The organism is Propionispora vibrioides, from assembly GCF_900110485.1.
GTDB lineage: Bacteria > Bacillota > Negativicutes > Propionisporales > Propionisporaceae > Propionispora > Propionispora vibrioides.
On sequence record NZ_FODY01000006.1, the window covers coordinates 27,672 to 40,436 of the forward strand.

Annotated in this window: 13 protein-coding genes; 1 reads left to right on the top strand and 12 read right to left on the bottom strand. The window is 40.9% G+C overall.

The features are described from left to right. Positions 1-84: 84 nt before the first annotated feature. From BMW43_RS06795 to BMW43_RS06815, 5 genes are all read right to left on the bottom strand, one after another. The gene (locus BMW43_RS06795; RefSeq protein ID WP_177173487.1) at positions 85-873 is read right to left on the bottom strand and encodes a GntR family transcriptional regulator; all 789 of its coding nucleotides are present in this window, start codon (positions 871-873) and stop codon (positions 85-87) included. A 125-nt stretch (positions 874-998) separates the two neighbouring features. After that, positions 999-1,736 carry a deoxyribose-phosphate aldolase gene (gene deoC, locus BMW43_RS06800; RefSeq protein ID WP_091745096.1) on the bottom strand — a complete coding sequence of 246 codons (738 nt, stop codon included), beginning with the start codon at positions 1,734-1,736 and terminating at the stop codon, positions 999-1,001. Positions 1,737-2,040: 304 nt separating this feature from the next. Next, positions 2,041-2,433 (bottom strand): transcriptional regulator GutM, encoded by a 393-nt coding sequence (locus BMW43_RS06805; RefSeq protein ID WP_177173488.1) that lies wholly within the window; start codon positions 2,431-2,433, stop codon positions 2,041-2,043. A gap of 320 nt (positions 2,434-2,753) precedes the next feature. Then, on the bottom strand, positions 2,754-3,629 hold the full coding sequence (locus BMW43_RS06810) for a glycyl-radical enzyme activating protein (RefSeq protein ID WP_245732253.1): 876 nt from the start codon (positions 3,627-3,629) through the stop codon (positions 2,754-2,756). A gap of 2 nt (positions 3,630-3,631) precedes the next feature. After that, complete coding sequence (locus BMW43_RS06815; RefSeq protein WP_091745100.1) at positions 3,632-6,031, bottom strand: pyruvate formate lyase family protein; 2,400 nt, start codon at positions 6,029-6,031, stop codon at positions 3,632-3,634. 322 nt (positions 6,032-6,353) lie between these two features. On the opposite strand from BMW43_RS06815, the gene BMW43_RS06820 reads away from it, so the two are divergent. Then, on the top strand, positions 6,354-7,121 hold the full coding sequence (locus BMW43_RS06820; protein WP_177173489.1) for a DeoR/GlpR family DNA-binding transcription regulator: 768 nt from the start codon (positions 6,354-6,356) through the stop codon (positions 7,119-7,121). A 415-nt stretch (positions 7,122-7,536) separates the two neighbouring features. Here BMW43_RS06820 and BMW43_RS21695 read toward each other — a convergent pair whose 3' ends face one another. The 7 genes from BMW43_RS21695 to BMW43_RS06855 all read right to left on the bottom strand — a co-directional run bounded on the left by BMW43_RS21695 (position 7,537) and on the right by BMW43_RS06855 (position 12,726). Next, positions 7,537-7,671: a hypothetical protein gene (locus tag BMW43_RS21695; protein ID WP_281246117.1), complete on the bottom strand. Its 135-nt coding sequence runs from the start codon at positions 7,669-7,671 to the stop codon at positions 7,537-7,539. A gap of 686 nt (positions 7,672-8,357) precedes the next feature. Beyond that, entirely contained in the window at positions 8,358-9,176 is an 819-nt protein-coding gene (locus BMW43_RS06830) for a PTS system mannose/fructose/sorbose family transporter subunit IID (RefSeq protein WP_091745106.1), read from the bottom strand. Positions 9,177-9,178: 2 nt separating this feature from the next. After that, on the bottom strand, positions 9,179-9,949 hold the full coding sequence (locus BMW43_RS06835) for a PTS mannose/fructose/sorbose/N-acetylgalactosamine transporter subunit IIC (RefSeq protein ID WP_091745108.1): 771 nt from the start codon (positions 9,947-9,949) through the stop codon (positions 9,179-9,181). A gap of 14 nt (positions 9,950-9,963) precedes the next feature. Continuing rightward, positions 9,964-10,440 (bottom strand): PTS sugar transporter subunit IIB, encoded by a 477-nt coding sequence (locus BMW43_RS06840; protein WP_091745110.1) that lies wholly within the window; start codon positions 10,438-10,440, stop codon positions 9,964-9,966. 13 nt (positions 10,441-10,453) lie between these two features. Then, complete coding sequence (locus BMW43_RS06845) at positions 10,454-10,855, bottom strand: PTS sugar transporter subunit IIA (RefSeq protein WP_091745112.1); 402 nt, start codon at positions 10,853-10,855, stop codon at positions 10,454-10,456. Positions 10,856-11,143: 288 nt separating this feature from the next. Continuing rightward, entirely contained in the window at positions 11,144-12,019 is an 876-nt protein-coding gene (locus BMW43_RS06850) for an aldose 1-epimerase family protein (protein WP_091745114.1), read from the bottom strand. 56 nt (positions 12,020-12,075) lie between these two features. Beyond that, positions 12,076-12,726: an HAD family hydrolase gene (locus tag BMW43_RS06855; protein WP_091745116.1), complete on the bottom strand. Its 651-nt coding sequence runs from the start codon at positions 12,724-12,726 to the stop codon at positions 12,076-12,078. Between the last annotated feature and the right edge of the window lie 39 nt (positions 12,727-12,765).

Genomic DNA, 12,765 nt, shown 5'->3' on the forward strand with positions numbered 1-12,765 from the left:
TCAGGACATGCGGTGCGAATAAATCAGTAGTTCCCTAGTGATCATACCTAACGAGGATCATTTACTTAATAACATGTTTTTTTACTATTGTTCAACTGTCCGACTAAACATAATGCTGTCTTTATATAGCTTAACTTCGTATTTACAGCGATCACTTCGTACTATAGACTGTGTCATCTCAAAGATCTCCTCAGTCTCAAGGTAAGAAATACGTTCGACAAAATATCCACTCATACCGGGTTTGCACTGTAATAATTCTGCTTCATATTTTTTTAATATAATCGGTTGGTACGTCTCTACCGCATAATATGCTTCTATTGATGAGAGATCTTTTAGAATCCGGTACAACGAATCATGTTCGAGCATTTCCTTTGTTAAATAGGGACAGAATTTTGAGGGAATAAATGTAGTTTCCAATAACAGCGGCTCGCCATTTGCCATACGGACTCTGACAACCTCAAATATATTTTCTTCTGAATCGCGAATTTTCAATCCCTTCATTAGATCTCGAGACACTTTCCTATTCGCAAATCGAATGACTTTAGAGTCTGGTTTTAACCCTTGTTGAATCATGTCATTTGAAAAACTATATACATTATCAAGCTTACGCCGTAATTTAGGCTTTGCCACATACGTTCCCTTGCCCCTACGCCGGATCACCAAACCATCCTCTTCCAAGCTTCCGAATGCTTGCCTTACCGTCGAACGACTGATTTTGTACGAATCCATAAACTCCACTTCTGATGGCAGCAAGTCACCCGGCTTTAAAACAGCAGAAGTAATGTTTCTCTTAATAATCGAAACCAATTGATAATATAATGGAATGCCATTATCATCCACTAGTGTTCCCTGTAATGCAGGATTTTTTTCCATATGAGCTTTCTCCCTTATCTCCATCTGTTGCAATGATAGAGATATTTCTCAGGATTATTCTCTGCATTGCTCTTTTATCATGATCTACACAGCCAAAAATATCATTGTGGGAACAACCGGTTTGACTAATAATTATCTGCTTTACCAGCAGCAACAGCTGACTCACCCAGCACAACAGGCACCGATTTGTAGCCAACCCCCATACGGTCAATTCCCATATCGATCAGTTGCAGGAAATGCTCGCGAGTCCGAATGCAGCCACTACCCTTAACTTGACACTTATCGCCTACTTCCTCCATCATCACCTTGATAATTTCTGGAGTGGCACCATGTGCTTCGAAGCCAGTTAAAAAGCCAGTGCTCGTTTTTACAAAATCAACGCCTGCAGCTACGCAGCATTGGCATGTTTTACGAACTTGTTCTTCCGTAAGTGCATCCGTTTCAAAAATCACTTTCAATTTGCGGCCATATTTATGGCATGCATCTGCACACGCTTTGAGATCTGCTGTCACTTTGTCATACATTTCACCACGAATCCAACCAAAGTTCGCCACAACATCGACTTCTTTGACCGAGTCATATTTAGCAACCACTTCAATTTGTTGTACTTTAGATTCGGTAGAACTCGTGCCAAAAGGAAAATCACATACCGGACATAACATGGTCTCCGTATTTTTCACATATGGTTCGCAAAGTTCCATATATCCCGGATTAATGCAAATGGTTGCGCAGTGACGTTTTACTCCGTCTTGAGTTAACTCGATAATCTCTTTTTCAGTAAATTCCGGTTTTAGAACTGAATAATCAATATACCGCGCCAATTCTTTTGGTGACATCTCAATTGCTTTTTTAGTTGGTTTCATTTCTAATTCCTCCATAATTCCTTTTAACTTTTTTATTTTACAACCAAATCGAGTCTCAATGTATCAAATGTATGATACATCTGGTATGTTAAATATACTATTCTTTTTCAGTTTTGTAAAGTCCATTTTTTGATTAATTTGTTTTTTTTGATAATTCTTTTTTCTTGTCTACTAAAAACAACTATTCGAGCCTTCCCGCATGTTCGAAGCTATGAATCACACATCTATATCCAAGTATTCTTCGTTATTTGCCAAATTTTCCGTTTAGTCTGATAATTTATCATACACAAAAAACCTCTTCTAGTTATTCTTCTACCGCACTCACTACCTTTTGATTATTAAACATCAGAAAGTTATCAACCGCATTCAATATTGCTTTTTTAGTTTGCATATCCATCTTTTCATAATTTTCTTCAGTTAGATTATGCAACGAATGATTATTTAGATAATTGAAAGGCTTAAATCGAGCAAAACTGGATCTTCCTGCCATTCTTTCCGCTTTCATAATATTCCCCAGCGGATCAATACAAATTAGAACAACAACACCTGCCTTCAAGCGTCCATAAGAACGACCTATAACAACTCGTCCTTCCTCCCTTAATCGCTTAAAGCGTGCATTAAAATGCTTCATTTGCCAATATCCTAATATTCCTTGAATACTCCATAAAAGGGCTATCAATATGATAAATTTCCACATAGCAAACTCCATTTTTAATATTTTACTGCTTAATCTTGGTGTAATCTTTCTTTTTACAGAACAAGCTATCTAATTAGGGCTTGTTGATAAAATACCAGAATCTCCCCTAACAATGCTTTTTGTGCCATATTTCATTATTTTTTTAATAGGAACCGCTATCCCTAAAAAATTTCGCGTGCCCTTTAGGGTATAATTCGTCTGGCACAAAAATAACTGGTCATGAGTCATTCCGTTAATTTACACACAAGCCCTAGCAAAATTGTCTGTAGACCTAAAAAATTAGAAATTCCCTTTCTTGTTCCTCTTGATTACTAAAGCAATTAGTTCATCCGGGTCAGCTTTCCACCGTACTCCTCAATTTTTGACTTCCAATAATTTTTCAATTCTTTCTCGGGCACATAATATTCCTCTTGCTCATATCCAATTCGCTTTGCTTTAGAAACACCCATTTTGTGATAAGGCATCACTTCAATAGCAGCTAAATTTGGATATCGTTTGCACATATTTGCAATACCTCTGAGATGTTCTTCACTGTCGTTGACTCCGGGAATCAACGGACACCGTAGAACGATCTTTGCGCCACGCTCGTAAAGGCAGTGTAAATTCGCAAGAATCAGTTCATTGGAGACTCCCACCAGCTTTTTATGTGTCTCTTCACTGGTTGCCTTATAATCCCACAAGAATGTGTCGATATAGGGCATAATTTGGATGTAATTTTCCAAGGCTGAAAACCCGCTTGTTTCCAACGCCGTCATGATTCCTTGCTCTTTTGCCAGCTTTGCCAGTTCGATGGCAAACTTCGCCTGCAGCATCGGCTCTCCTCCGGAGATGGTCATACCGCCTCCAGAGGATTTAAAATAACGTGCGTCCTTGACCACTTCCGCGACCACTTCTTCTGCGGTCATCAGTTCACCCACAAGACGTAAGGCCCGATAGGGACAGTGACGTGCCAAATCCCGCTTCTGATCATCGCTCAACTTTTCAGTACTTTTTATATCCCTATAGATATGTCCGCACCGACCACAATGGGTACAATTCCGTTCGTAATATTGCAAACCAATACCGCAAGACAAGCCTTCGGGATTATGGCACCAAAGACAGCGCAACGGGCACCCCTTAAGGAATACATTGCTTCGTATTCCAGGGCCATCATGAATTGAAAAATGCTGAATTCCAAAGACTAATCCCTTTTCCACAATTACTCTCCGTACATTGTCCGAGTCAAAATTTCTTTCTGCAGGGTTCGATCCAAATCCACGAAGAACTCGCAATAACCACCGACGCGAACGATCAGGTCTCTGTGCTTATCGGGATGGATCATTGCGTCCTGCAAATCTTCGGCATTGGTGGTATAGACCTGAATTTGTGGACCACCATTGTCGATATAGGTTTTCAACACCTGCTTCATGGCGTTCCTGCCGGAATCATCCGCAAAAAAAGAGGGATTCATTTTAAAGCTTAACGCAAACGCACCTGTAATCTTGTCTGCCTCCAGCGCCAGTACAGAATTCAGAAGCCTTGTGGGACCATTGACATCCATCCCTTGACTAGGTCCCATACTGTCACTGAAAGGTTCGCCCTTTTTACGTCCATTTGGTGTCGCCTTAGCGATCTCGCCGTGGTAGATGTGGAAGAAATATCCGAACAAAGTGGACACAAACACATCACCCATGCCCCGCTTGTTCAGTGCAGAAACCTGCTGCGTGAAATAGTTCAGGACTTCATTTGCCACTTTATCAACATCACTCTGATCATTGCCATAATGCTGACCACACTCAATCAGCAGATTGCGTTCGTATTCATAGCCCTCGAAGTTCGCGTTTAGCACTTCGTTCAGATGCTCTAAGGTCATGCTTTCGTCTTCAAAGATAACCTTTTTGACTGCATACAAGGAATCCGCCGCAGTCCCGATGCCATAGGCATACACCGACCATTCCATAGGCAACTCAGCGCCGCCTTGTAGCATATCTTTACCATTTTCTATGCAGCCATCAATTAACAGGGAAGAATAGGGATCGAAGCAGCGATTCTTCATATTTGCTTTCTTCTGAACAGCTTCCTCGAAGTCCGCTTCGATTGCGGCATTCAATTCCGCCTTGTAAGCATTCATATAATCGTCGAAAGTATTGATCGTACAGGTTCCTTCAGCATACTTGCGCATGACCTCTTCAATCAACACTGGGAACGCAATAGATTCGCAAACACCATAACTGGGCTGTTTTCCGGGAACTTCCAGTTCTACGCAACCCATGTTGTAATAATCATTTGCATTTTCCTGAGAGAAACCCAGGCTCATCAGGCTGGGAACCCATATCTCATCGTTCAACAGCATGGGCTGACCGGAACCGGCAGCTGTGGTGTTGATTGCTTCATCATACAGCCAGTCAGGATTCTTCCGGTTGATGCGCAGTCCAATATTAGGATAAGGCACACGCAAATCGGCAGCCACCTGCAGACAAATTCTGGTTAGGTCATTGGCTGCATCGTTGCCTTCTCTGTCGACGCCACCCAGAGTTACGCTTTCCACGGTTCTCATTCTGGGCTCGTTTACCTTCAACCAGACGCACGCGAGCAGATCTTTCGCAAAATCTTCGGTAATTTCGCCAGCGTCCAGATCCTTTTTATAGAAAGGATACAGATATTGGTCGATGCGCGCCAAAGACAAAGCAGAGCCGCCCTGGATATTGGCAATGATGTGCAGCATCCACATCAGTTGCGTTGCTTCATAGAAGTTCGATGCCGGAGCTTCCGCAACGGTATCCAAAATCTCGGCCATCCGCTTCAGCTCTTCGGAGCGTTGCAAGGTAACAGCGGCAGCTTCGCTTTCAGCACGGGCCGTTTGCGCATAACGGCGGATAAACGCAATGGTCGCGTCCGCCGCGATGACAGCAGCCTGATAATATTCCTTTTTGTCTGCATCCTCAGCCGCCTCATACAGAGCCTGCACCTGATTGCGTGTGGCCTTCAGCCCTACCTTGACAATCCGCTCATAATTCAGACTGATATGGTTGCCGATAAAATAGGGAAGCGAATCAAATAGCTTTTTGTCTTCACTATCGTACTCAATTTTGAAAGAACGCTCCAGTTCGCGGCCAATTTCATAAGGCTCAATGTCCTGGCCCTGATACCGTTCCTTCATCTCTGCGATTGTGCCCTGTAGATCATCGTAAGGAATCGAAGCGTCCTGGTGAACGCGGGCCATCAGCGACCAGCGGCTCTTTTTACTGCCAAAGTTCTCTTCAAAGCTCTTGACATGACCTTCAGCAAATTCGATAGTATGACTAATATTTTTTTTCCTCTTTTTGTCCAAATAGGTCTCGATGATCTGAATAGCTTTTGCCCGTCGCTCATCTTCGGATAAAATATCCTTTTTCAAAGGACACTGACCAAGCATAGTGCCAGTAATCAGTTCATAGGGAAAAACGACTTGCGTTGTTCTCTCCATAACGTTCTGAAAGGCTTTTGCACGACGAATCTGGATCGGTTCCCCCACGGTTTTCCTCAGCGATTCACCAACGTATTCGTACAGTCTCTTTTCACGTACGCCCTTGTTCAAATCCAGGATTAAAGTTTTTAGATTTTCAATTCTCTGATTCATAAATTCTCCTCCTAAACAGATTTGGTAAAACGTATCTCAAGGGGGGGCACGAACCTTCTGCTTGTTCAGCCCCAACTATCTTTGAATCTGCTGCCAATCATAAGCAGATCTTTCGATATTGATCATAAATTTGTTTATCTATAAACATATTACAGCCAGATATGTTTGTCGTCAAGCATTATAATGCGAGTTCTTATAAATAAACAGATTATTTCTTTACGCCTTTGATCACTCATGATAAAATACAAATAAATTAAGAATTTTTCTATTCATACTTAGACATTGTTATGAAATGCCAATGGATCAAAAGGAGAATTTGTTCATGGTCGAAAGAATTGAATATATACTGAATAAACTAGATGAAACCGGCGTACTAAATGTGAATGAATTGGCTGAAGAGCTCAAAGTGTCTTCGGCAACTATTCGAAGAGATTTTGCGGATCTCGAAATACAAAGAAAATTGAAGCGAATCCCGGGAGGCGCTATTAAGCCACTTGACAGTTCTATTGTTACATTAGATTCAGATTTAAGAATGGCCAGTAAGCTACAATTGAATAGTTCCGGTAAAAAAATGGTATGTGAAATGGCTTGTAAAGAGGTTCGTGATGGCGAGTGTATTTTTATTGATGCAGGAACGTCAACGGTGCATATGTTCAAATTACTACAAGATCGCCTTATCACCATTGTGACGAATAATTTTTTGCTCTCATCTCAGATTACACCGCCAATTACAGCTCGCATTATCGTTGTAGGTGGATTATATTTGGCAGACTATGCACTGACATATAGCTCTACCGCTATCAATGAAATACAAGGTTACAATTTCGACCGTTGCTTTATCACTTGCGCCGGAGTTGATATCCACAAGAATTTCTCATACTCCACAGAAATTGAAACGAGAAATCTCAAAAACCTTGTATGTCAGAGATCTAAGTACCGCTATTTACTGCTTGATCAATCAAAGTTAGATACGATTGGATTTTGCACCTTAGAACCGCTGACCTCTTTTGATACTGTTTTCTGTGATCAAAAAAGAGAAGACATGGAATATCCGGATAATTTCCGCTTTTACCAGTCAATTTCGAATTGACAATTATCATTTTCAACTTTATACATTCATATCTATTTAAGAGATTGTGAAAGGTGAGAGGAGCAAGAATTATGCACAAGGTCTTAATAAAAGCACAAAAAACCTTTGTATGATCCAAGAGATAACTCTGGATAATACAAGGGCTGTAATGATATTCCCCTTCTTTTTTTATTATCTTTATTAGCAATGAGCAACCGAATAACAGATTCTCACAGTTTAATTGAAGACATCTCCATGTCCTTTCTGGTTTAAATTTACGTGAGAACTAAGTCATAACATAGAATGGGGGGATTACCCCTATTTTTTTACATTTATTCTTTGTTAGAACGAATTGTCCTTACTTGACGACCGTCTAATTGCCTCCGCCAAGAGTGGCACCTTCAATTTAAATCCGGCGAAGTGTTCCTACATCGGCTTAATCCAAGGTAAGGTCAGGCGGCAAGGTTCCGTCCCGGCCCATACCGAAGAGTATCCTCGCTATCACGGCTTGAGCCGATATCGCGCAGGTCAGACTGGCCAGGTTGCCGATCCAGAAGTATAGCGGCTGCATATAATCAGCCTGAAGCTACAGAGACATCGAAAAACCCGTATTAGGATTGGCAATCTCCTTCCAGCTTGACGGCCAGGCAATTTGGCAAAAGTAGGCAACCAGTAATTCCTCTGGTCGGCAGCCACCAACAACCACTCGACCGACCGGGTCCTTAACACAGTGGAGACACAGGCTTCCGGCACATCGGAACTTCAGTCGTTGACGGCGGCGGCTCAGTATTTTTTTTGAATACGGTCAGGACAAAAGTGCAGCAACATTCTTTTTGAATGGCACTGCTTTCATTTCATCGCCCACCTTTAACATTTCACAATAATTAACTCAATTCTTCTAACAAAATCTAGCCAGCTTGATTAATGCATTGAGCAAAAGCACCAAGGACATCGGCGACGTGGACATCCCGCCGATGTCCTGAAAAAATAACTGGCAAATAAAAGAGGACTCGGTGCGGCCGAGGGCTTACTGCCACATCCGAAAAATAGCCTCGCACACAGTTGTATCGGCGCACCAACGCGAAGGGATGGCAGGGAACATTCCCGACCATCCCTTCGTAAAACAACCGGCCATTTTTTTGTCCTTCAAAACTTTGATTTATAACAAAAAACGGCTTTCAGCTTATGCTGGCGCCGTTTTCTGTGACAAAACCTGCTTCTAAAATTCAACCATAGTATTTATCAGCTAAATCATACTTAGATAATTCCCATAACTGATAAAGCTCCTCCAAAGATAAAAATCAGTCCCATTATCTTTACAACAGATACTTGCTTTTTTGTAAGTAAATAATAGATTAAAAAGGTAGTGAGTAAAGGTAAAATGCCAGGCATAATTCCATCCAAAAGCTTCTGCAAAGACACTATCGTTTGCCCATTATAGGCTATTTTAGTAGATACGCTGACAAAACTTGCCGTTAACCCACCTATTACAGTTAAACCCAAAACTGATAATACTTCTGTGAATTTTTTAATTCCTCCACTAGCTAAAAGGGAAGAAATTGCTCCAGTCCCTAATTCATAGCCCTTTTTAAACAGCCACCAAGAAAGGCCGGTAATAATTGCAACATAACTTATAAAAAAGAAAATTGGACCGAAAACATTTCCGGCTTGCGCCATGCTTATACCGATACTGAGCAGAATGGTATTTAGCAAACCTGCAACCATTGAGTCACCAATACCGGCGATAGGCCCCATCATCCCTGATTTAACCGAATCAATAGTCTCTTCAGAAATATCACTGCCATTAGCTTTTTGCTCTTCTAAAGAAGTGATAATCCCCTGTACTATCGTACAAGATTGGGGTTCACTATTAAAGAATTTCAAATGCCGTATTAACCCTTCTTTATATTCCGTACTATTACTGGCCAATTTTTTTATCGCTTTTTCCATACTCAAAGAAAAAGCTACATTTTGCATTCGTTCCCAGCTCCAACAAACCGTATGATAATGAAACCAGGTAATCCATACGTTAAAAAGATCTCTCTTACTAAGCTTTTTAGTCTGATTATTATCCATAATTATGCAATCTCCTCATTTTTATTTCTCAAATAAAGAACTACAAAAGCTAAGGAAATTCCAATAACAGACAAGGGTACAATACTAATTTTCAAAACAGCAACCATAACAAACCCAATCAAGAAAAAAGACCAAAGGCTAAATTCATTGATCATCATTTTCAAGAGTAGCGCCATCCCGATGGCGGGCAAGATGCTTCCGATTGTACCTAATGCCGTAGTTAACCAGGCCGGAATTAATGCTGATAAATTATTTCCATAAGCAGCACCAAAATAAACGACTAGAAATGCCGGTACAAACCGTAAGGCAAAGCCAAGTAATTGAGGGAGAAAAATACCGGCAAACCTCATTTTCGCCAGACTGCCTTCTGCGGCATACTTATCTACCATATGAACAAAAAACACATTGATTGTTGAGAAGGCATTCCAGGCAAATACCCCGATTAAACCAATAGGTACTGCCAGGGAAACCGCCACTTGCGGGGATGAATTAGTAATCATAGCGAGAGCCGTTCCAATAAATCCGGCAAAATTTAAATCCGCAGCCATGGCGCCCCCCGGCGAAATAGCCCCCAGGAAAACCATGTTGATAGTAGCACCAATGATCATGCCCGTTTTTACATCTCCCAGAATTAACCCGACCAAGGTTCCCGCCACCAAGGGACGTCCGATTCCATACCAGCCACCGGTTGCTCCCAAAAGCCACGGCGTATGAATGGCCCCCAAATAAGTGACTAGACCAATTAAAACTGCCTGCAATAACGATACTTCCATCAGAAACTCCTCCCTTATATTCCTTTTATGTTTTTAAACAAAACTTTTTCACCGTCAGGCACCAATTGGAAATAAATGTGTAACCCTTGACTATCCAAATAGCGAAGAGCCTCCCATTCTTCATTTAGTAAATAAGCATTCTTTGCTACCATTTTTGCTCCCGGTTTGGCACTCATGGGACCGATATTCAATTCACCCAGAGTAACTCCATTTTCACATAGTTTTCTTACGGTTTCGGGTGTTTTGAAAATAAGCATGACCTTTTCATCGGTATTTACAGCTTCATTAATCTTTTTGGTTCCTTCTTCGACTGTGCAAATATTCAAGGTAACGCCCCGCGGTGTGGCCATTTTCAGAATTTCTAAGGTAAACATATCTTTGGCAACCTTGTCATCAACAATAATTACCCGTTTGCATCCCATGCTTGGAATCCAGGTTGTTTGAACCTGACCGTGAATCATTCGATCATCGACTCTGCAAAATACAATCATTTTCTCACCTCCTTTACTTTCCTAATAAGCTATCTAATGAAATTTTTTCAATAGATTCCTTACCATTTTTCATAGCGGTATCGGCAATTTCATTTAGGCTCAAACACTCTCTATTCATTAATGCTTCAATTACCACGCTGAGATTCATCCCCGTTACCACTTTAAATTTACAATTCCTAAAAACAGAAAGACTTGCATTAAAAGGACTTCCGCCTTTTATATCGGCCAATAGGATGATCTCTTCCTTTTGTATCTGCTCTGCAATCGCCTTAATTCTTTTTTCAAATGTCTCAATTCCGTCATCGGTAAGACAAACAGCATGCACCCCTTCCATATCACATCGCAAAATCATCTTAGCTGAACTAACAAGAGCCTCAGCTAAAGGACCATGGCTCACTAAAACAACCTGTACCAAGACTTATTCTCCTTTCTATCCCCACATTTTAAGATCGTACACTCATTTATTATGCAATTACCATGCCATATGACTTATCAAAAAAAACCTTATATTCTCTATGGTTTAAGACTACACATTTAACCCAAGCCAAACCGCACATGTCACACACATGACACAGATTGCATCCGGTACAAGCGTACTAAGTTGAAAGGCAAAGCCTATTATACACTTCCCCCTAACAGGCACAAAAAAATATGGCCAAAGAACTTTTGCATGTCTTCTTTGGCCACACCGTACTCACTCCTATTAACTAATCTTTATACTATATTGACAGCAAAATTCTTCTCCCATCTCCAGCCTTTGCATTCCTTCTTTATCTTTAAATATCTTTCTCTCATTCCTATTGTCGGAAACTCCATACCAAGGTTCAATGCAAATAAAAGGAGCTCCTCCATTGGGTCTTGACCATATTCCCAGGTAGGGAAACCTCGCAAAGTCTATTTGTATGACCTTATCAGACTTTTGACTTTTTAACGCAACTGACTTGGATTTTAAATTTTTTAGAATAATTGCGTCTTGTCTAAACAGCTCTGCCGTCAGGGGAAGAGTATCACTATCCTGCAAAATTTCTTCGCACTCACCCGACAACAGTCCCTTATGTAAAAGATAGCGGACTGTTGTCTCCTGCGCCGAAAACTTCAGATAATAATCCTCCCACCGTTCTCCGGCACCTAGCGGACACCGAAAGGCAGGATGAGCACCAATCGAAAAATAAATGGTTTTATCATCTTGGTTAATTACTTTATATTCTATGGACAATACATCATCTTGTAATGTGTAGATAATGAAAAGCTCGAATTTACCCGGATATTTTTCCAATGTTTTGCTGTTAAAAAGCAGCCTAAAAACAGCCTTTTGCGAATTTTGTAAAACAATTTCAAATTCCATGTCTCGGGCAAAGCCATGCTGGGACAATTGATAGGTCTGACCGTCAAGTTCATATTGGTTATTGATTAATTGTCCCACAATAGGAAATAACACAGGAGCATGCCTGCCCCAATAACCCGGATCAGCCTGCCATATATATTCAGTTCCATTTTGTTTCAATTGCAGACTGCACAGTTCAGCACCCAAACTTTTAATACAGGCAATTACCTTCTGTGTCTCAAGCTTAACTAACATAGTTTGCCACCTCTTGTTTATTTACAAATTAATTTTTATGACCATAAACATACGTTCTAGAAGAACCCGCCTAGATACTCCTTTACTTCAAATAAATTCGCACATAACTTATAGGCAAATTTCTTTATTTCAGCGTCCGGTTCTTTCAAATCCGGTACATGAATCCCCATCATTCCGCCACGATAAGCCGCCTCTATGCCAGCTTGAGAATCTTCCAAAACAAGGCATTTCACTGGATCGGCCTTGAGTTCTTCTGCTGCCTTTAAGAATATTTCAGGATCCGGCTTTGAATTTGTTACATCATCGCCACAAACTATCACCTGAAATTTCGTCCTTAAGCCCGCCATCTCTAATAAATAAATCGCTTTTTTTCGATTCGAAGAAGTTGCCAACGCTAGTTTACAACCCTGTTTATCCAAAAAATCCAGCAATTCATATGCTCCGGGTTTGACTGACACGCCATTCTCACGTATTGACCTAAACATAACAGCATCTTTATGCTCCCGAATTGTCGCTATTGGAAAATCCTCGCCATATAGTTTAACAAGCATGTCATTAACCATGGTAGGCTTTCTCCCGGCTAACTGATTGTATATGTCCGCTTCCATGCTATATCCAAATTCGCCCATCACTTTTTTCCAGGAGATAAAGGACGCTCGTTCTGTATCAAGCAACGTTCCATCCATATCAAAAATAATACTTTCCATTTCGCTACGCAACCTCCTTTACATATTTTATTTTATAAT